Here is a 19,624-nt window from a genome sequence, read left to right as displayed (position 1 = left end):
ACCAAGAACCTGATGGAACGCAGCAATACCATCGCCTGTCAGGGTTCGTTGTAAGCCCCCCAAGCGTATAAGGCGGTTTCAAGAAGCGGTAGATAGAACCAGTCATCATTGGGGAAACGCATTACCACAAAAAGCCCCCAGATGCAGACCAACGCGCCCAGGTATTGGGGGTGACGCAAGACTGAAAACGGAAAACCGCGGATCCAGGGAACGTCATACCCCATCTGAGCACCATAGAACACACCGGTGCGGCCCAGTTTGGAGAAGACAAGCGAGTTGAGCAGGATGCCAACAGCAATCAGTCCTCCCCCCAAAACCAGACCAATACCTTCTGCTGTCGGAAGTGGCAGCCAAGTATCACCATAGAATCCCCACCAGTAAAGAAACACCGCTGCCTGGATGAACTTGAAGCCATAGAAAAGTCCATTCAGAACATCCACAGGACCACCGAAGGATGCCAGCGGCGACCGCAAGCACAGTCGGCACCAGTAATTCGGGTAGCGGGAAACCAGAAAGTAGGTAATGCGCTCAAAACTGAGCAGAACCGCACTGACCAGCAGGAGGGTGACGAGCATGTATCGGGCTCCGGTTATGAACGACCTGCCTAATACTCCCTCAAGGACGTTACGTTTTTTTGACCGCACCCTTAACAAAGGCTTCACACGGCTGTCTCATCCTTATCGCAGCGCTGCCAACCAAGGAGGAACGCCCGTAATGCTAAAAACGGCTCTGCACCGACTCAGCCACTGGGAACGTCTTAATTTCCTGCTGACCAACCGCATTCCCAGACGCTGGGCAACCCTGTTGATGGGTCGCTTCAGCCGTATCCAACAACCATGGATCCGGCGGGCCTCCATTGGCATCTGGCAACTCTTCGCGGGCGACCTGCATCTGGAGCAAGCGCAGAAAACCGATTTCCAGAGTATGCATGACTGCTTTATCCGGGCCCTTCGTCCCGGCGCTCGTCCAGTGCATAACGACGCGGCAACCCTGATCAGCCCCTGTGATGGGGTCCTCGGCGCGATGGGACGAATCAATCAAACCGAGATCTTTCAGGCCAAGGGTTACCCTTACGACCTTGGTGAGCTACTGGGCGATACGACCCTCGCCGAGCGCTATCGGGACGGCTCATTTGTGACGCTGCGGATCACAGCCAGCATGTACCATCGCTTCCATGCGCCGGATAAGTGCCACCTGCAGCAGGTGCGCTACATTTCTGGAGATACCTGGAACGTCAATCCAGTTGCGCTCAAGCGAGTGGAGAAGCTGTTCTGCCGCAATGAAAGAGCCATTCTTGAGCTTGACCTGCCTCCTGAAGAACCAGACGTCAGAGCAACGCACATTCTACTGGTGCCCGTCGCCGCCATCCTGGTCGCCAGCATCCGCCTGCATGCGCTGGAGCAACCTCTCAACCTGCTTTATAAGGGCACCAACCGGATTACCTGCGATACCCACTATCATCGTGGCGAGGAAATGGGTTACTTCGAACAGGGCTCTACCATCATCGTCATCACCGGCCCGGAACTGGAACTCAATCCCGCACTGGAGCAAGGGCAAACGATTCGTATGGGCGAGCCGCTACTGATTCGGTAAAGCAGCTGTCAACAAACTATCACGACTCCTGGTGGACAATCGGGGCGCAATACCCACAACTACCGGGAGTGACCATGATCAATATACTGAAGGAACTTGAAGAACAACGGTGGGACGACCACCGCTACTACCACCAGAGCCGCATCAACCAGTCACTGCACCTGGTCAGCGCCCTCAGTTTCCTGACTGCCTATTTCTACCTGGCCGTGAACCCGATGATCTCGGCGTTCATGGGATGGGGCGTCGCCATGGTGACACGCCAGATCGGCCATTTCTTTTTCGAGCCCCATGACTATGACAACGTCAATCGGGTGTCGCACTCGTACAAGGAGCAGATCAAAGTCGGTTACAACCTCAAGCGCAAGGTCGTGCTGCTTTCGATCTGGGGTCTTTCACCTGTAATCCTATGGATGACCCCCGGTTTCTTCGGGCTCGTGCAAGCCCAGACCAGTTGGAACGGCTATCTCTACAACTTGTCCCTGATCTGGATTGCCCTGGGCATGGCGGCACTGCTTTTCCGTACGTTTCAGCTCTTCTTCATCCGCGATGTGACCACGGGGCTGATCTGGCTTCTGAAGATCATCACCGATCCGCTCAACGACATCCGGATGTACTACCGTTCGCCGTTCTACCTTATGCGTGGCCAGCTGATCGATCCCATGGACGATCTTGATCCGCCTCAATCCGAGCGTACTGAGGCGGAAAACGCCCATTACTGATCCGGCATCAATCCCTCGCCGGCAGGGGGTTAGGCTATCGCTCGCCCCCTGCCTGGCAGCCAACAGCAAAGCATTTCCCGCAGAATCTGTTTCCTGATCCGCCTGTTGGTCAGGGTGCCATCATGCCACCACCAACCATCCGCCTCCATGGCCTTCGCCGCTGCCAGAAAGCGGCGCTGGACGGCGTCGAAGTCCTCGTCCGTGTAGTTGTGGCTGAAGATAAGGCGACCGGTACCGGTCCAGGATAGGTGAAGCCCCTCAGCACGCAGGTAGAACTGGAACATCCAGTTGTAACGGCTCGGCCGCGTGTAAATGACGCTCCATATTGAGGCCAGGTTCACGATTCGAACCGGTAACTGTCCTGATTCCAGGGCCTCATTCAGCTGGCGCGCACGCCGGTCCCATTTAGTCCGCATATCGTTGTAACCGTAACGGATGGACGGATCCTGAATCCGCTCCAGGAAGACATTCATGGCCGCCATTACATAAGGATGGGCATTAAAGGTGCCACGGGCGAAGCAGACATCAGTCGGCTTATCATCCCGGAAGCGTTTCATCAGATCGTGCCGCCCGCAGAGCACGCCAACCGGCAGTCCGCCGCCGAGCGTCTTGCCGTAGGTAACCATGTCCGCCTGAACGCCAAAGTACTCCTGGGCGCCCCCGTAGGCGATCCGGAATCCGGAGAATACCTCATCAAAAATGAGCACAATTCCGCGTTGGGTACAGACCTCCCTCAGACGCCGCAGCCAGTCTCCATAGCGATCCGCGTCGAAGGCACAGTGGCGACTGCTAGTGACCAGGGTCGCATCACCAGGAGCGCCGCTGTTGGGGTGAAGGGCCTGCAACGGACTGACAAGCACACAGGCAATGTCATTGCGGGTTCTGAGTACGCGCAGGGATTGCTGGTCCATGTCTTTCAGGGTGTAGACATCGTTGACCGCCCGCTGAGTCCCGATTCCGGGTTGAACGCCATCCCACCAGCCGTGATAGGCGCCGCAGAAACGCACAAGATGCGAGCGCCGGGTGTGATAGCGAGCCAGTCGGGTCGCCTGCATGACAGCCTCGGTTCCGGACATATGGAATGACACCTCGCCCAGACCGGAAATCGCCTTGATCCGTGTCACGTTATCCAGCACCAGCGGGTGATAAACGCCGAGCACGGGCCCGAGATCCCGGACACGCTCAATACCCTCGTCCATGCAGCTCTTATAGAAATCATAGCCGAACAGATTAACCCCGTAGGAGCCGGATAGATCGTAGTGCCAGTCCCCATCCAGGTCCCTTATCTGAGTACCAGAAGAAGTATCCGCAACCATTCCCGGCGTAAGATGCTTGCGAACGGCTGTCCGAAACTGGAATGGGACGCGATAGCTGTTGATGAAATGAGTGTCGGATAAGTGCTTTTCGAGCGACGACGTCAATTGCCCGGACTGGGATGCCCTGGAATCAAGCCTGGCACTGAGCGCATAAAACGCTTGGCGCCGACGCGCCGCAATGGGCTCCGGCGCGCCGTCACAGTCAAAAAACGCCTCACCACTGAGCTCGTAGAATGGCACCAACCGGGCAACCCTTCTGGCTATTTTTGAGTGCCCCTGAAGCGAAGGGTGCTTGGCTCTGGACAGTTCAAGCCGCCAGTAGGCGCGATAGAGCAGAAAAAATCCCAACAGGATCGTAAGTACTGCCAGCGTGTAAATGCTCGCCATAATATGCACCACTTTTCAATGGAAATGACAGCATTCAGTTTGCCGGTTGTTTGTTAGGAGGATGTGACAGCCGCCGTTCACGACACCCTAATCAAACGGAGGCAACAGCGATGACGGACCTCAACCGGCGCAAGTGCCGAGCGCCTCGCAGGTCAAGAGGGTACGCGTTACCAACCCTCACATACGGTTCTTCAACTCCAGGCTCCATGGCTATTCAACCGTCGAATTCCGGGACAGCTACTGCGAATGGATTGCTTATGCGGTAAGCAAGGACTCAAAGGAGCGTCTTCCAGAGCGCGAAGCCATTGGCCGCTTCCGAAAGTATGAAGCGTTTCCGTTTCTGATACGCCAAAGAACGTGGGGCTACTGATCTATTTTTTGCCTATCGATACATCTCATTTGGGTTGAAAGGGCCCTTAATGCCTCCTAACGTTCATCACGATGGTCTACCAGTGGAAGCTGGAAAAGTCGGGTTCCAGATCCTGGATGACCATCGGCGTTTCTCCGCCGATGGATCGGGGGATACGATCTGAATACCGGGGGCCGCGATGCGCAATGACCTGACCATCTACGACGACGTCGCCGACCATTGGTGGTCCGACGACATCCGCTGGGTGCGCACGCTCAAAAACCTTGTGCCTGGGCGGCTGTCCTGGTTCGACCGCCACATCGACTGGGCGGACAAGCAGGTGCTGGATCTCGGCTGTGCCGGCGGTTTTATGGCCGAGGCGCTGGCCAACCGCGGCGCAAGGGTGACCGGCATCGATCCCGCCGCGCAGGCCATCGCCGCCGCCCGTGCCCATGCCCGCGCGTCAGGGCATGACATCGCCTACGATGTAGGCGTGGGCGAGGCGCTGCCCCACGCCGATGAGAGTTTTGACGCAGTGGTCTGTGTGGACGTTCTGGAGCATGTCGGCGACCTTGAAAAAGTGCTGACCGAAGTGGCCCGAGTGCTGCGCCCCGGGGGCCTGCTTCTCTTCGACACAATTAACCGCAACCCCTTGGCGCGGCTGGCCACCATCACCATGGCCGAGGACACCCTGCGCCTGCTGCCGCGGGGCACTCACGATCCAGCCCTCTACATCAAACCCGCCGAGCTGCGCGGCGCCATGATGCGCGCCGGCCTGGTGCCAGGGCCCATGACCGGCCTCGGTCCGCGCGGCATCACTCGGAGGGGCGATCCGACCTTCGGGCGCCTTCCCTTCAAGACCATCCTCTACATGGGCATCGCCCGCAAACCGGAGGCCATATGATATCCGCTGCAGCCCTGCTCGTGACAGCCCTCCTTTTTGGGGGCATGGTGCTGTATTCCTTCGGCTTCGCCGCCTTCCTGTTCACCGCTCTGCCTGCTGAGACGGCTGGCGCCACGATTCGCCGCGCCTTCCCGCATTTCTATCTCTTCGTGATGGGCTGCGCGGCGCTGGCAGCCGCCCTGCTCTGGCCGTCCGATCCTTTGGGCGCCGGCGTTCTGGCGACTGTGACCCTGACCACGCTGCCTACACGCCAGGTCCTCATGCCCGCCATCAACCGCGCTACCGACAGTGGCGCCCAGGCGCGATTCAAGTGGCTGCACGGCCTGTCGGTAATGATCACATTGGCACATATTGCGCTCGCCGGCTGGGTCCTGATCCGGTTCACGGGCGGGACATGAGCTTGCCCATTCTGGGCGATATCACCTACATCCGGACTGGGGCTGGGTTTCTGTACCTGACCATCATTCTGAATGTATTCAGCCGCCGAGTCGTTGGCTGGGCCATGGCGGCGCCCCGCTCCAGCAAGGCCTCCATCGTCCGGTGAAGCCGGGCCTCCGGCCTTGGTTGCTCAGGGGCGCTAGAGAGAATGGCAGATCACCTGTAACACCGGCTCGTGACCTTTGTCACGCAGAGTGCGTTCCTGCTGGAGGCATGAAGAGACCCAAACCGCATCATACCCAAGACAGCAATGCGGCTACCAATAACGCCAACCAAGTGGAAAAGGGAAACATGTCACTTGGCCGCCAAAGCTGGTGGACCCCACCCAATGCCGAACCTGATTACAATGCGAAAACGACAGTTCCCCAATGGTCACCCATGCTCACGGAATGCCCCCTAAGACTGCGCTTGGCAAAGCAACCGAATCGCGCTTCTGGTTGATCACTGAGGTGGACCAGATGAAGGAGGCAATCTCGGAGTGGTTTTCCGTGTTCATTCGGGCTCCGTGGCGTGATGCAGTGGATGCAATACGAAAAAACCCGCCAAAATGTGCATCGTGGAAAGGCATGGCGAGTGCGTCTACTGCGGTATAACGCTCAGGCGTCCAACTTACCATCTACTGGCTCAATGATCGCTGGATCCTCATAATCTGGCCGGTTCATCCGCGGGGTTACGGGCCAGCTGTCGAGCCGTTCGGGGTCCAGGCGCCGGGTCACCCGCTTGATCTCTGTCCGTTCCACAATCCCTGGGTCCAGCCAGTCGTACCGGGACGCGGGGTCCAGAACCACCGGCTGGCGATTATGGATAGGGCGCAGATTGGGCGCAGCGGGTTCGGTGAGGATGGCTACTGACAAGCCCGCCACGGCGTTACCTGAGTAGATCCCGGCGAAGAACAGGACGTCCTGGTCCCTCTGGGAAGGGTCCGTGATGTAGTAGGGTTGCTTGCCGTGGGCGGTGGTCAGCCACTCGAACCAGCCGTCGGCGGGGATGAGACAACGTTTGTGCTGGAAGGCGTGGCTGAAAAAGCGGCTCGTGGCCACTCGTTCCGCCCGGGCATTGATCGGCCTGGGCGCCTCATCGCCGGCCCAGCTTGGCCGGAAGCCCCACTGCATCAGGGGGAACTCAACGTCTTCATCCTCCTGGCGCACCGTGCTGATTGAGGTACCCGGGGCTATGTTGTAGCGCGCTGAGCCCGATTCCACCGGTTCAGTGATTCCGAAATAGGCCCCGGCCACCCAGGGTATGGGCGTGTGGCGATCAAAGCGGCCGCACATGCTGGCTCCTCAAAACGTATCGCTCAGTTGCCGCTTTTCCAGCGCTTGTAGGCCTCAAAGTCCGACTGGATGAGGTTAAGACAGGCGGCCACCACCGCCGCGTCATCAACAAGGCCAATGCCGGGGATGAAGTCCGGGATCAGGTCAATGGGCGTGATGACGTAGATGAGGGCGGCAACCACCGCCGCGATCGTCATCCAGGGCACTTCCCGGTAATCACCGTTCCAGTAATCTTGGATCATGGCAACCATCAGCTTGATCTCGTCCAGGAACCGGCTCAGCGGCCCTTGCCGGGACTTGCTTTCGATCTCTTCCTTCTCGGCGAGGACCTTTTCAACGTCGCCCGAGCCGACTGTCCGGGATCGCTTCTCAAGCTCTGCCCGTGCCTTGTCCTCTGAAATCCTGCGGTCTGACATGTTCACTGTTCTCCCTCAGGGATGGATGCTGAGGCTACCCTACCAAACCGTCGGGAGTAACTTGCATGCGTGCCCCAGGACCGGATCAAGGCGGCGTCTCCGTAGCCGTGTGAGCCGTTGCTTCGCGGGGCCAGGTCTCGATAACCGCCGCTGCCAGCACCATCACGGCGCCCACCGCCATCCAGGTGCCCAGGTGCTCCCCGGCGAGGACAACCGCAGAAACCATACCCACCACCACTTCTCCCATGAGCAGGATTCCCACGCGTGCCGGCTCCATGCGCTGGGCACTCCAGAGGAAGGCGGTCAGCGCCACAGCCCACCAGACCCCACCAAGGACCAGGGAGCCAGCTGCCACTCTGGCGAGATCTCCAGGACTGACATCAGGCAGCGCCGTGCCATCGAGGACCAATGCCAGAAGCACCGCGGTGACAAGCCCACCAGCGCAAAACACGAAATTGGATTCCACAGGGTTCAGCCCCGGCTGGGTCCGGATGCCCGTTGACGAGATCGCCCATACAATGCCGGACAATAACGCCATCCAGTCACCGATGCCCCTGGGCACGGGAATGCCGCCGTTGGACGGGCCCATGACCAGCGCGATCCCGAGCAGACCCAATGCAATGGCCCTCAGGCGCCATGGGGTGATCGGCCACCCGAAACAGACCCTGCCAATCAGGGTGCTCCAGATCGGCGTCAGATAAAAGAGAAGGATGACCACAGCGACCTGACCGTAAAGAAGCCCGTTTGAATACAGGACCAAGGAACCGCCCCCGGCCCCAGTAGCCATGAGCGTGCCCAGGCCTGCGGACCGGATGCGCCGGCGCGAGCGGATCACCCAGGGACTGAGCAGCACACAGGCAGCGAATAGCGCACTGACTGTGGCCCAGGACCCAAGCGGCACGATGTCATTGATCTGGCGCAGGGGGAACCAGTACATGCCCCAGAGACACCCCACCAGCGCCACGATGATGCCTCCCAGCCGGGCTTCCTTCATATTTGCTCACCTTGGATTGGAACCGCATAACATTAAATGAACTCCAAACCACCACACAACTTGATGAGTGCGTTGATCATGCCTTTTATACTTACAGAAGGCACATAGGAGCGCTTGACCGAGCACGGCGACCAGGTGATCCTCGCCCGCAAGGGCTGCAGCGACGCGAGGGCAAGCCGGGCGGGGGCATGCTGAAGCATCGAATGGTAACAGTGGAGACAATCTCATCCCCAGGGTGGCTCAACACCCTCAACACGGTATTCGCGCTTCAGTGCCCGGTGCAGGTTGATACAGGCAAACACCAGAATCACCGACACTGGCAGCCCTACCGCAACGGAAGCCGTCTACAGGCTTTCGAGCGCACCCGCGCCGCCCACCAGGAGCAAGGTGCTCGCGGCTAGGGGAAGCTGCTCTGAACTCACGGATGGTCCAACCATGGGAGATCCTGGCAATAAAGATGCCTACGAAGGGGGACCTGGCAATCCACCACATCCAATAGAAGATCGTCCAGCTCTTCTGCCATTCGTGCCCGCCCATGGGATCGGTGGACAGGCTGAGTTCGATGAGCTGCGTCAGATAACCGCCGGTCGCGTCGAGCAGGAAGCGGATGATGAAAAGCGTGGGATCCAGCACCAGCACGAACACCAGCATGAGGAGCGCAAGCCCGAGGTTGAACACGCTCAGCCACTTGAGGCCACGGTCCAGGCCGGAAATCACCGACAGGACCGCGACGCAGGTGATGGCGCCAATGATCCCCACCTGGGACCACTTGGAGACGGGCATGTCCACAAGCACATTGAGCCCGGTATTGAGCTGCATGGCGCCGAATCCAAGCGAGGTGGCGAGGCCGAAGAGGATTGCTGGTGACATGGCTCAGCGTCATGATCAGGGCGGCCACGGCCAGCATCAGTAACAGAGGGGGCCAGTCTGCCATCCCCGAAAGCAGTTCCGCCGCCGCAGCGGCCAGACCGCTGGACTCAATAGCAGATCCCAGAGCAAGACCGCCACCCACCAGGATCAGGACGCCCCAGGGCAGGTTGCGGGCCTGCTCCCAGCTCAGGAGAAAACTGGGACGGCGCCAGTCCGAGGGAATGACAAACAGTAGCAGGGCGCCGGTGATAGCGATGCCGGCATCCGTATGCTACAGCGACTGGAATACCCCCTCAATCAATGGCCGTGTAAGCCAGGCCACTGCGACCAGCAGAAAGACCAGGCCCACCATGACCTGTGGCGCGCTCAGTGGGCCGAGATCGGCACGTTCGCGTCCAAGCAGGGTTTCAAGCCCTTCAATCGGTGTATGGCCGGGATCAAAGAGCCGGCGGGTCAGCAGCGACCAGGCCATTCCCAGGAGCACGAGTGCCAGCGGTAGCGCCACTGCCATCCAGGAGAGAAAGGTAATCTCAAGCCCATGGCTGTCCCGGAGGTAGCCGGCCAGCAACGCATTGGGCGGTGTGCCGATCAGCGTCGCCATACCGCCAATGTTGGCGGCCATGGCAATACCAAGCAGTAGTGCCACATTCAGGTTCTGGTGATTGTGCTCGCGATCACTCTCCTCCACCAGAGAGAGCACGGAAAGCCCAATCGGCAGCATCAACGCCGCCGTGGCGGTATTGCTGACCCACATACTGAGCAGGGCTGTAGCAGCCATGAAACCGCCCACCACCCAATCCGGGCGGGTACCGGAAAAGCCGAGCACCCGCAAAGCCAGACGCCGGTGCAGGTTCCAGCGCTGGATACCTTCGGCCAACAGAAAGCCGCCCAGGAACAAAAAGACCAAGGGGTTGGCGTAAGGGGCGGCGACTCCATCAATCGGGGCCACGTTCATCAGCGGGATCAATGCGACCGGCAGCAATGCCGTAACCGCAATGGGCAACGCCTCAGTAACCCACCAGACTGCCATAAGCAGGGTCAGCGCCAGTATGCGCCAGCTGTCTGGCGTCATGGTCTCAGGCGGACCGGCAACCAGCAGTGCGGCCAATACCAGGGGACCCAGGGTGAACCCCAGCTGGACCCGCCAGCGGCTGAGCTTGGCCAAAAGCGTGGGTCCGGCGGCGGTGAGGGACACAGACAAATGAGAGAACCAGCGTTTCATGGGGGGTATTGAAACCCATGAGACAATCAGACGCCATAGAAAGCCGAGGTATGGTTGACCGACCCGGGGCGGATCGCTATATTACGCACCTGCCGCAGAGCAGGACCGTAGCTCAGTTGGTTAGAGCGCTGCCTTGACATGGCAGAGGTCGGCGGTTCGAGTCCGCCCGGTCCTACCATTTGATTTTCCTCGATTGTTATCCCGTCTCTTAAACGCTTTCCTGTTCCTTTGAAGGTGCCTAAAGGATTTTTGGCGCCGCCATTGATCAGACCTGATAGAACTCCCGGTACCAGTCCACGAAGTTGCGTATACCGGTCTCAACCGGGGTTTCCGGCCGGTACCCCACATCATCAATCAGATCCTGAACGTCCGCATAGGTCGCGGGCACATCACCAGGCTGCATAGGCAGGTAGTTTTTCTCGGCTTTTTGGCCCAGGCACTCCTCCAGAACCTCAATGAACCTGCCCAGTTCCACCGGGTTGTTACTGCCGATGTTGTAGAGCCGGTATGGCGCGTTACTGGTGCCTGAATCCGGCTCCGCACCACTCCAGTCCAGATTCGGTGTGGCCACATGATCAAGCGTCCGGATAACCCCTTCCACAATGTCATCGATGTAGGTGAAGTCACGCCGGTGATGGCCGTGATTGAATACATCGATGGGCTCGCCGTTGAGGATGCGCCGGGTAAAGATGAACAGCGCCATATCCGGCCGGCCCCAGGGCCCATAGACGGTGAAGAACCGAAGGCCGGTGGTGGGCAGCCGGTACAGATGACTATAGGTGTGCGACATCAGCTCGTTGGCTTTCTTGGAGGCCGCGTAGAGGCTCAGCGGGTGGTCCACATTGTCGTGGACCGAGAACGGCATGGTTTCGTTGGCTCCGTAGACCGAGCTGCTGGAGGCGTACACCAGGTGCACCACGTCATGGTGGCGGCAGCCTTCCAGAATGTTCATGTGCCCCACCAGGTTGGCATCCACATAGGCGTTGGGGTTCTCGATGGAATAGCGGACACCAGCCTGGGCCGCCAGATGCACCACCCGCTCGGGGCGGTACTCGCTGAACGCCCGTGCCATGCCCTCACGGTCCGCGATGTCCAGCCGCACCTCGGTGAAGCCCTCACGCGGTGTCAGCCGGGCCAGCCGGGCTTCCTTGAGGGAAACATCGTAATAGTCGTTAACGTTGTCCACACCGATCACTTCATCGCCGCGATCCAGCAGGCGATGAGCCACGTGTGAGCCGATGAACCCGGCCGTCCCCGTTACCAGTATCCGCAAGTCCGTTCTCCCTGATTAAAAGCCGACGCCAAGGCGCACAAACGGCCCGCTCAGCTCGGTGTCCACATTGAGGTCACCGGAGGCGTCCACATCCACATCAAACTGGCGGTAACCGCCCTGGATGTACACCGGGTCGGCGTTGAAACTGATGTAGCCTTCCACGTCGGTGGCCGAGTCCCCATCAAACGAGATGTAATTGAGCTCCGCGCCCGCCCCGAGGCCGGTCAGCGGCAGATCCACATCAGCGCGGACGTGGCCCATGGGGAGGAATTCATCAACCTCGACGGTGTCGGTATTACCGCCCTGTTCTTTCAGGGTTACTTCGCCATCGAAGTGCTTCACGTTCAGACCCAGATCCAGCGTCACAACAGGGATCGGCGCGGTATAGAAGGCAGTGTAATCATAATGCGTCAGGTCAGTCCGGCTTTTTACATCAGTGCCGTAGCTGTTGCCCTCAAACTTCTTGCTGACATTCCCAGTTCCATCGTGCTCAATATCGTTATACCGCAGCCGCAGATTCGGGATCACCGGAACCGGATGGGCAAAGCGGATGGCGAAATTGTTGTGGCCCTCGCTGTCGTAACCCAGGTCATTGTCGACCCCGATCGGATCCCCCCCGGATTGAATAGTTCCTGACGGGTCCGCGTTCCAGTAACCGGTGGTCACGTCAACATCCACCAGCGGCACCACGGCATTGGCGGCGCCGGTGCTGCTCATCAACAGCGCGCCCAGAGCGGCTTTTGTTGTTGTCCTCATTGCTGAATCCTCTTTATGTCGGCGTTTGAAGAAAGTCACATCCAGTATCAACCGGAAGTCAGACACTTTCAAAGTCGATGCCCAGGCGCCGTCCCACTTCCTCGTAAGTCTCTATGACATCGCCCAGATCCTGACGGAAGCGGTCCTTGTCCATCTTGCGGCGGGTCTCGGCGTCCCAGATGCGGCAGCCGTCGGGGCTGAACTCATCACCCAGCACCAATCGACCATCGGCCCTGCCAAACTCGAGTTTGTAATCCACCAGAAGCATGCCCGCATCCAGGAAAAGCTGCCTTAGAACGGCGTTCACCTCATAGGTGCGTTCTTTCATCGCTTTGAGTTCGTCCGCCCCGGCCCAGCCAAAGGTTTCCGCTAGCGACTCATTGATCATGGGATCATGAAGGGCATCGTCTTTGAGAAAGAGCTCAAAGGTTGACGGTTTCAGTTCCTGCCCTTCCGTCACGCCCAGGCGCCGGCACAGACCACCGGCAGCAAAATTGCGGACAACGCACTCCACCGGCAGCATCTCAAGGTTACGAACCAGGGATTCATTGGACGCCAGCACACGCTCGAAATGGGTCGGGATCCCCGCGTCTTCCAGTTTCTGCATGATGAAGGCATTGAACAGGTTGTTGACCCGCCCTTTACGCTCCAGCTGGGTCACCTTTTCGCCATCAAAGGCGGACGTATCATCCCGGAACGCCAGAACGAAGCGCTCCGGATCACCGGTACGATACACGGACTTGGCCTTGCCGGCGTAGAGCTCGCTGCCTTTTTCCATCACGCTCTCCCAGATTGCGGTTGCGCAGCCGTCATACGGCTATGAACGCGCGAATGATAGCCGATCGTGGCCAGCCGACGCCATGATTGCTCAATGCGCTTGCCCCCTTATCGCTCCTATACTGACCAAGTGTGCAAGGAGGAACGCATGGAATCACTTTTCAATGAGTTTATCACGGCCAACCGTGATGCCCTGCATCTGGGCGTTGCTACGCTACTTGGCATGCTGGTGGGCCTTCAGCGGGGCTGGCAGGCGCGCGACAGGGATCCCGGAGAACGCATTGCAGGCATCCGGACCTATGCCCTGACCGGCCTTTTCGGCGGCATCACGGCATTGCTCGCCGAGGAGATCACGCCCTGGCTTCTGCCAGCATCGTTGCTGGCGCTGACCGTCCTCAACCTCCTGGCCTACCGAGTCAAGGCGCCACTCAGCGGTGACTACAGCATCACCGGCGCCATCGGTCTGATGCTGACATTCACCTTCGGGGTCATGGCCGTCAGCCTCGACGTCACCCTGGCAGCGGCGGCGGCAGTGGTTACCACTCTCCTCCTGGATCATAAGACGGAAATCCACGGTCTTTTGGGCAAACTCCAGGCGCACGAGCTGGACGCAGCACTCAAGCTACTGGTGATTTCAGTCGTGATGTTGCCCTTGTTACCCAACAAAGGGTTTGGTCCTGGGGGTGTTCTCAACCCCTACCAGATCTGGTGGCTGGTCGTAATGATCGCCAGTATTTCCTTTGTCGGGTATTTTGCCATCCGGGTAGGCGGCACTGGGAAGGGCATCCTGTTCACCAGCCTGTTCGCGGGCTTGAGCTCATCAACCGCACTGACACTGCATTTCGCCCGCCAGGCCCGCGATACCGAGGCACTCTCGCCGCAGCTGGCGGCCGGCATACTGATTGCGTGCGGCACTATGTTTCCCCGAGTCCTGGTTTACTGCGCCGTCATCAACCCGACTCTCCTGCCGACCCTGGTACAGCCAGTACTGGCCATGGCTCTGTTACTCTATGTCCCTGCGGGCCTCATCTGGTACCGCAACCGGGCCACGCTGACTGTGGGCCAGCCCAGCCTGAACCGTAACCCGCTGGATCTGCAGCCGGCACTGCTTTTCGGCCTCCTGCTGACGCTGGTCCTGCTGGTTGGGCACTGGCTCAAGGAATGGCTGGGTGATGCAGGCATCTTCGCGCTTTCGGCTGTTTCCGGTATTGCGGACGTGGATGCCATCACGCTGTCATTGACACGGATGTCTCAGTCTTCCATCACGACGGAGACGGCCGTCATCGGCATCGTTCTGGCATCCTCAGTGAACAATACAGTCAAGTCGGGCATGGCCGGCGTGATCGGCCCCAAGGCACTGGGCACCCGCGTGGCGGTACCCATGGGACTTTCACTGGTGGCCGGGCTTGCTGTCGCCGGCTTCCATGCGGCCCTGTCATGATGACAGGGCAGGGATTTCAGCGGAGACTTTCGTAAAGGCTATTGAGGATCGCTAAGGGGCGGTCCGACTGTGCCAGTGCCTCATCAGGATGGATGCTCAAGCGGTAGCCTTCTGCGCCTTGCTGCAGGCGCAGCTCGGCATTGATTTCGGCTTCCGCCTGATAGCTCCAGAGCCACCAGCCACGGCTACGCTGCTCTTGGGTGCGCAGATCCAGATACCAGACGCCTTCGCTGCGGTTGCGGTCCACCACAGCCAGCTCCCTGCCGCCCAGCGCTCGGTTCACCTCGGCCCAGCTGCGATCAAACGCCAGGTCCAGCACCAGCGCCCGGGTTTCACCACTTTCGCGATCACGGCTTACCCGATCATCACGGGGAAGGTCCAGGGCCACTCGTGAGTAGGTCTTGGTATCCGCGTTGGCCTCCAGGTAGTCTGCCAGGTCCTTCAGTACGCTCTGTTCACGCTCGGGGTAGTCAACGTTTTCCCGCCATTCCAGCCGCTCGCTGCTGTTGCCTTCTACAGCCAGAAGCCGTGCTTGCACTTCTGCGCTCCGGCTCTGCACCCCGTGCGCCACTTTTACCTGCAGAACCAGCGGACGCTCCTGCTCGACCCCATCAATACCAATCCAGTCACGCGCTCGGGCGGAAAGGTTGAGCACCGCGGTCTGCTGAATGCCAGCGCGCGGGTCATCATGGGCGACCTCTGCGCCACGATCACGCAGAAAGTCCGAAATGGCTGGCCAGACACGACCGGGAACGTCATTGACGATCAACCAGCTCAGATCACCGGAGCGCGACACCTGGTAGTTCTTTTCCATGATCTGGCCGGTCAGGTCCGGCGGACGCGGGATCTCAAACGCCCCGTCCTGCTTAACGGTGGCATCACCACGAATCTCCGGAATGACATACTCACTCTCAAAAGACTGTCTTGAGAGGTCTTCCGGAACCTTTAATGGCTCGCCCAGCGGTTCCTCACGATATTGCAGAGAGCGGTCCGGAAACAGACCGCAACCACCTGCAAGAGGCAGAACGGCGATGGCGGCTGTCAGATAGAGTAGGCGATTGGTTTGATTCAAAGGCATCCTGAAGCCCTGAGTGCTTCCCGCACATCATCGTGGTATTCCGCACTCAGCGATGTCAGCGGCAGGCGAATGCCGGCCCCCATCAATCCTATTTCGCACATGGCCCACTTAACGGGAATCGGGTTGGCTTCGAGAAACAGTTTACGGTTGAGCGGCGTCAGGATCTCATCCAGCCGGCGCGCTTGCGCTTCGTCACCGCTTACAGCAGCGGCACAGGTCTGTGCCATCAGCTTCGGGGCCACATTGGCCGTTACCGACACATTGCCACTGCCACCACGCAGCATCAGTTCCAGCGACGTACCATCGTCGCCGGAGTAGACCGCGATACGATCACCCACCATGCGCACCAGCTCTTCCCCACGGCTGACATTACCGGTGGCATCCTTGATGCCCACGATATTGGGAATATCCGCCAGGCGGTCCGTTGTCTCATTCAGCATGTCGCAGGAAGTGCGGCCGGGTACGTTGTAAAGAATCTGGTTGACGTCCACCGCTTCAGCAACGGTGCGGAAATGCTGATACAGGCCTTCCTGAGTGGGCTTGTTGTAATACGGCACCACCAGAAGGCAGGCATCCACTCCAATCTCGGCAGCTTCCCGGGTCAGCTTAACCGCCTCGTGGGTGGAGTTTCCGCCGGTGCCAGCAATCACCGGGATCCGGCCACTGGCATGATTCACCACCCGGCGGATTACACTGATGTGTTCATCCGGATCGAGCGTTGAGGACTCACCGGTTGTACCCACAGCCACTATGGCACTCGTACCCGCCTCAACGTGATAGTCCACCAGTTTATCCAGGCATTCCCAATCGATCCGCCCATCGGCGTCCATCGGGGTTACCAGTGCAACCAGACTCCCAGTGATCATATCCGCTCCGAACCGGTTAAAAGGGTAATGGTAATCGCGCCACCAGGGCGAGACAAGAGCGGCGCCAGCGCGTCAGGTCTCGGCTGTTTCAGGAAGTTCCCGCACAGGCCAGGACTTCATGATGGCATTGAGCACAATCGCCAGCGGTATAGCGAAGAAGACGCCCCACATACCCCAGATTCCGCCGAACACCAGAACAGCCAGCATGATGGTGACCGGATGCAGATCCACCACCTCAGAGAACAACAGCGGCACCAGCATATTGCCGTCGATGGTCTGGATGACCAGATAGGTCACCATGAGCCAGAAAAACTCTTCACTCCATCCAAACTGGAACAGTCCCACCATGGCAATGGGAATGGTCACCACGGCCGCCCCGACATAGGGAATCACGACTGAGAAACCCACCAGAAGACTGAGAAGCGCGGCGTACTCCAGGCCGATCACCTTGAGCGCGCAATAGGTAACGCTCCCCACAATCAATATTTCGATGGCCTTACCCCGGACGAAGTTGGCGAACTGCATGTTCACCTCGCGCCAGATCCGATCCATCATCGGCCGATCCCGAGGCAGGAAACTGCCAAGACGCTCCAGGATCAGGCGCCTGTCTTTGAGGAAGAAAAACACCAGAATAGGGACCAGAACCAAGTAGACAAGCAGCGTAATCAACCCGGGAATGCTCCCGAGCGAGAGTGATACCAGCCACTGCGTGATCTGACCCACTTCCGCAGTCACCTGGCGGAACAGGGTATTCACTTCTTCCATGGAGACCAGTTGCGGGTATTCCTGGGGCAGCGTCTCGATGTATTGCTGTGCCGCTCGCATCATCCTCGGCAATTCGGACGCCAGTCCTGACACCTGGCCCCAGATCAGCGGCAGGAGCCCCAGAATGAAGGCGATGAAAAGCCCTATAAAAAACGCGAACACCAGGGTAACAGACACCACGTGTGGCACCCCCAGGCGGCAGAGCTTAGCAACCAGCCCCTGCAGAATATAGGCGATAATGATACCCGCTATGAACGGGGCCAGAACCCGCCCCAGAAGCGCAATCACCAGAAAAGAAGCAGCCAGAAGCAGAACAATAATGACGGCTTCTTCATTGGAGAAGTAGCGCGCGGTGAACTCGCGCAGCATCTGGACCATCAGCCCTGCCCTCCCGTGCCTGTTTCACCACAGCGGATATGGAAGACCCAGTGGCTTTCCGTCTCATGCTGATGCTCAAGCTCATGGCTCGACAGCGCCAGAAAAGCCGGGATATCCCGTGCTGACCCCGGGTCCGTCGCAATCACTTGCAGGCACTGACCAGGGCTCATGCCGTTAAGGCATAGCTTGGTCTTAAGCAGGGGCATTGGGCACTGCAGACCGCTGGCATCCAGATGCTGGTCCACGCTGTCGCTCATGAAGTGATCCGTCGCGTCTAAAATTACGCATTATCCTAGCATGGATGGGCTGAGGCATCGGAAGATGGCCGCCTGTACCCACCCCATTGGATCTGGCATTGTTAAACCATGCGACGCGCCATTGCCCTCTTTCTGATTCTCTGTCTAATCACGCTGCCGGCTATACCGGCCTCGGAGAACAGACTGCCGGCCATCGGCAGTGGCGGCCTCATCGCCGGCCAGCAGGAGCGGGCCATAGGGCAGCAGGTACTAACCCAGCTGCGCCGCAATGCGCCACTGGTCTCCGATCCCATGCTCAGAGAGTATTTTGAGGACACCCTCCACCGGATGATTCCACACGCACCACTTCAGGATCGAGAGATCACACCGCTGATCATTAACGAACCGTCACTCAATGCCTTCGCGGTGCCCGGCAATATCATTGGCATTCATACGGGATTGCTCCGCACCGCCGAAACGGAACATGAGTTCGCGGGGGTAGTGGCGCACGAGATCGCCCACCTCAGCCAGCGCCATTACGCCCGGCGTCTGGAACAGCAGGAACGCAGCACACCACTGACCATCGCCGGCATTCTGGCGGGGCTCATTCTGACCGCTGCCACAGGCTCGGAAGCCGGCATTGCCGCCATAGCCGGCACCCAGGCAATGGCAATTGACCAGATGCTGCGCCATAGCCGGGCGCATGAGCAGGAAGCTGATCGGTTGGGCATTGAGATCATGGCCAGGGCGGGCTACGACCCCGCCGGCATGCCGGCGATGTTCGAACGCATGCTCAGCCAGGCGCGGCTCCAGGGGAACCGTCCACCAGAGTACCTTTCAACACACCCACTAACCGAATCCCGGGTCGCTGACACCCGGGCCAGGGTTTCCGACTTCCGCACCCAGGAGTCTTACGACCAGCGGCTTGCCTACCATCTGGTTCGCAATCGGGTACGGCTTCACCACGGCGAGAAGCCAGAGGCGTTTATTTCACGCTTTCGGGACGAGCGAGACAAACGCAGCGGGCTCGCAGCGGATGCAGCCCAACATGGCCTGGCAGCGGCCCTGATCGCAACGGACCGGGCAGAGGAAGCCATCCCCCATCTCAGAACGCTTCTGGAGCGCTACGAGGGTGATATTTTTCTGGTAGCGGAGCTGGCAAGAGCTCTGAGGGGTAATGATGAGGCCGGGGACGCCGCGGCACTTCTGGAGCGCCATCTGGATCGCCATCCCCGCAACCTGACCCTGAGCCGGACACTGGCCGATATCCGCATGGAACTGAACCAGCCGGACGCGGCAGCAAGGCTTTACGAGAAGTTGACTCGCGATTATCCCGGGGATGCAACGCTGTGGAACGACCTGTCTGAGGCCGCTGGACGCGCAGGCCACCTCGTTGAAGTGCATCATGCCCGCGGCGAGAGGTTACTGCTGCTCGGAGACGCGGAAGCAGCTGCTCGCCAGTTCCGGCAGGCGCTGGAGCGCGCCCCGGCTAACCACACACGCAAAGCGTTGCTCAGGGACCGGCTGGAGGCTGCCAATGAGCGAGCGAGCACCAACCGCCAGCGGTAACGG

At 59.3% G+C, this 19,624-nt stretch carries 20 protein-coding genes, 1 tRNA gene and 2 pseudogenes; 8 read left to right on the top strand and 15 right to left on the bottom strand.

Features of this window, described 5'->3' with window-relative positions:
- Window positions 1–38: 38 nt before the first annotated feature.
- On the bottom strand, window positions 39–575 hold the full coding sequence (locus AAF659_RS02640) for a methyltransferase (RefSeq protein ID WP_349750140.1): 537 nt from the start codon (window positions 573–575) through the stop codon (window positions 39–41).
- 139 nt (window positions 576–714) lie between these two features.
- On the opposite strand from AAF659_RS02640, the gene asd reads away from it, so the two are divergent.
- Both asd and AAF659_RS02630 read left to right on the top strand, forming a co-directional pair.
- A complete protein-coding gene (asd, locus tag AAF659_RS02635) occupies window positions 715–1,593 on the top strand; it encodes an archaetidylserine decarboxylase (RefSeq protein ID WP_349750139.1) in 879 nt (292 codons plus the stop codon).
- A 74-nt stretch (window positions 1,594–1,667) separates the two neighbouring features.
- Window positions 1,668–2,312: a hypothetical protein gene (locus AAF659_RS02630; protein WP_349750138.1), complete on the top strand. Its 645-nt coding sequence runs from the start codon at window positions 1,668–1,670 to the stop codon at window positions 2,310–2,312.
- 29 nt (window positions 2,313–2,341) lie between these two features.
- Here AAF659_RS02630 and AAF659_RS02625 read toward each other — a convergent pair whose 3' ends face one another.
- On the bottom strand, window positions 2,342–4,015 hold the full coding sequence (locus AAF659_RS02625) for an aminotransferase class III-fold pyridoxal phosphate-dependent enzyme (RefSeq protein ID WP_349750137.1): 1,674 nt from the start codon (window positions 4,013–4,015) through the stop codon (window positions 2,342–2,344).
- 548 nt (window positions 4,016–4,563) lie between these two features.
- Here AAF659_RS02625 and ubiG point away from each other — a divergent pair.
- Genes ubiG through AAF659_RS02610 form a run of 3 tightly spaced genes read left to right on the top strand, consistent with a single transcriptional unit; the run spans window position 4,564 to window position 5,812 of the window.
- A complete protein-coding gene (ubiG, locus tag AAF659_RS02620) occupies window positions 4,564–5,268 on the top strand; it encodes a bifunctional 2-polyprenyl-6-hydroxyphenol methylase/3-demethylubiquinol 3-O-methyltransferase UbiG (RefSeq protein WP_349750136.1) in 705 nt (234 codons plus the stop codon).
- Window positions 5,265–5,666, top strand: a complete 402-nt coding sequence (locus tag AAF659_RS02615) for a DUF4149 domain-containing protein (protein WP_349750135.1) — start codon at window positions 5,265–5,267, stop codon at window positions 5,664–5,666. The genes ubiG and AAF659_RS02615 overlap by 4 nt, the downstream gene beginning before the upstream one ends.
- A complete protein-coding gene (locus tag AAF659_RS02610) occupies window positions 5,663–5,812 on the top strand; it encodes a hypothetical protein (RefSeq protein ID WP_349750758.1) in 150 nt (49 codons plus the stop codon). The genes AAF659_RS02615 and AAF659_RS02610 overlap by 4 nt, the downstream gene beginning before the upstream one ends.
- Window positions 5,813–6,302: 490 nt before the next feature.
- Here the strand turns inward: AAF659_RS02610 and AAF659_RS02605 are convergent, their stop codons facing one another.
- The 6 genes and pseudogenes from AAF659_RS02605 to AAF659_RS02585 all read right to left on the bottom strand — a co-directional run bounded on the left by AAF659_RS02605 (window position 6,303) and on the right by AAF659_RS02585 (window position 10,425).
- Window positions 6,303–6,980 (bottom strand): SOS response-associated peptidase, encoded by a 678-nt coding sequence (locus tag AAF659_RS02605; RefSeq protein WP_349750134.1) that lies wholly within the window; start codon window positions 6,978–6,980, stop codon window positions 6,303–6,305.
- A gap of 89 nt (window positions 6,981–7,069) precedes the next feature.
- Window positions 7,070–7,183 (bottom strand): annotated as a pseudogene (locus AAF659_RS02600) (YkvA family protein); the annotation flags it as partial.
- 298 nt (window positions 7,184–7,481) lie between these two features.
- A complete protein-coding gene (locus AAF659_RS02595) occupies window positions 7,482–8,390 on the bottom strand; it encodes a DMT family transporter (protein WP_349750133.1) in 909 nt (302 codons plus the stop codon).
- A 249-nt stretch (window positions 8,391–8,639) separates the two neighbouring features.
- Window positions 8,640–9,260, bottom strand: coding sequence for a BCCT family transporter (locus tag AAF659_RS02590; protein WP_349750132.1), 621 nt, complete (start codon window positions 9,258–9,260; stop codon window positions 8,640–8,642).
- A 46-nt stretch (window positions 9,261–9,306) separates the two neighbouring features.
- Window positions 9,307–9,402: pseudogene (locus AAF659_RS15045) on the bottom strand (hypothetical protein); the annotation flags it as partial.
- A gap of 129 nt (window positions 9,403–9,531) precedes the next feature.
- A complete protein-coding gene (locus tag AAF659_RS02585) occupies window positions 9,532–10,425 on the bottom strand; it encodes an SLC13 family permease (RefSeq protein ID WP_349750131.1) in 894 nt (297 codons plus the stop codon).
- A 158-nt stretch (window positions 10,426–10,583) separates the two neighbouring features.
- Between AAF659_RS02585 and AAF659_RS02580 the strand changes: the two genes are divergently transcribed.
- Window positions 10,584–10,660, top strand: a tRNA-Val gene (locus AAF659_RS02580).
- Window positions 10,661–10,747: 87 nt separating this feature from the next.
- Here the strand turns inward: AAF659_RS02580 and AAF659_RS02575 are convergent.
- The 3 genes from AAF659_RS02575 to purC are packed head-to-tail and all read right to left on the bottom strand — an operon-like array spanning window position 10,748 to window position 13,289.
- Window positions 10,748–11,755 (bottom strand): NAD-dependent epimerase, encoded by a 1,008-nt coding sequence (locus AAF659_RS02575; RefSeq protein WP_349750130.1) that lies wholly within the window; start codon window positions 11,753–11,755, stop codon window positions 10,748–10,750.
- A gap of 15 nt (window positions 11,756–11,770) precedes the next feature.
- Window positions 11,771–12,511, bottom strand: coding sequence for a TIGR04219 family outer membrane beta-barrel protein (locus tag AAF659_RS02570; RefSeq protein WP_349750129.1), 741 nt, complete (start codon window positions 12,509–12,511; stop codon window positions 11,771–11,773).
- Between the two features lie 58 nt (window positions 12,512–12,569).
- Window positions 12,570–13,289: a phosphoribosylaminoimidazolesuccinocarboxamide synthase gene (purC, locus tag AAF659_RS02565; RefSeq protein WP_349750128.1), complete on the bottom strand. Its 720-nt coding sequence runs from the start codon at window positions 13,287–13,289 to the stop codon at window positions 12,570–12,572.
- 147 nt (window positions 13,290–13,436) lie between these two features.
- Between purC and AAF659_RS02560 the strand changes: the two genes are divergently transcribed.
- Window positions 13,437–14,729, top strand: a complete 1,293-nt coding sequence (locus AAF659_RS02560; protein ID WP_349750127.1) for an MgtC/SapB family protein — start codon at window positions 13,437–13,439, stop codon at window positions 14,727–14,729.
- 16 nt (window positions 14,730–14,745) lie between these two features.
- On the opposite strand, the gene AAF659_RS02555 is transcribed toward AAF659_RS02560, so the two are convergent.
- From AAF659_RS02555 to AAF659_RS02540, 4 genes are all read right to left on the bottom strand, one after another.
- The gene (locus AAF659_RS02555) at window positions 14,746–15,807 is read right to left on the bottom strand and encodes an NlpB/DapX family lipoprotein (protein WP_349750126.1); all 1,062 of its coding nucleotides are present in this window, start codon (window positions 15,805–15,807) and stop codon (window positions 14,746–14,748) included.
- On the bottom strand, window positions 15,798–16,673 hold the full coding sequence (gene dapA / locus AAF659_RS02550; protein ID WP_349750125.1) for a 4-hydroxy-tetrahydrodipicolinate synthase: 876 nt from the start codon (window positions 16,671–16,673) through the stop codon (window positions 15,798–15,800). The genes AAF659_RS02555 and dapA overlap by 10 nt, the downstream gene beginning before the upstream one ends.
- A 72-nt stretch (window positions 16,674–16,745) precedes the next feature.
- Window positions 16,746–17,816 carry an AI-2E family transporter gene (locus AAF659_RS02545; protein ID WP_349750124.1) on the bottom strand — a complete coding sequence of 357 codons (1,071 nt, stop codon included), beginning with the start codon at window positions 17,814–17,816 and terminating at the stop codon, window positions 16,746–16,748.
- Window positions 17,816–18,073 (bottom strand): sulfurtransferase TusA family protein, encoded by a 258-nt coding sequence (locus AAF659_RS02540; RefSeq protein WP_349750123.1) that lies wholly within the window; start codon window positions 18,071–18,073, stop codon window positions 17,816–17,818. Before AAF659_RS02540 ends, AAF659_RS02545 begins: the two co-directional genes overlap by 1 nt.
- Before the next feature lie 108 nt (window positions 18,074–18,181).
- Between AAF659_RS02540 and AAF659_RS02535 the strand changes: the two genes are divergently transcribed.
- Window positions 18,182–19,621 (top strand): M48 family metalloprotease, encoded by a 1,440-nt coding sequence (locus AAF659_RS02535; protein WP_349750122.1) that lies wholly within the window; start codon window positions 18,182–18,184, stop codon window positions 19,619–19,621.
- The last annotated feature ends 3 nt before the right edge of the window (window positions 19,622–19,624 follow it).

The sequence above is a fragment of the Salicola sp. Rm-C-2C1-2 genome (assembly GCF_040196175.1).
In the GTDB taxonomy this organism is placed as follows: domain Bacteria; phylum Pseudomonadota; class Gammaproteobacteria; order Pseudomonadales; family Oleiphilaceae; genus Halospina.
The sequence above is the reverse complement of the archived record's forward strand: the minus strand, read 5'-3'. Positions and strand labels throughout refer to the sequence as shown.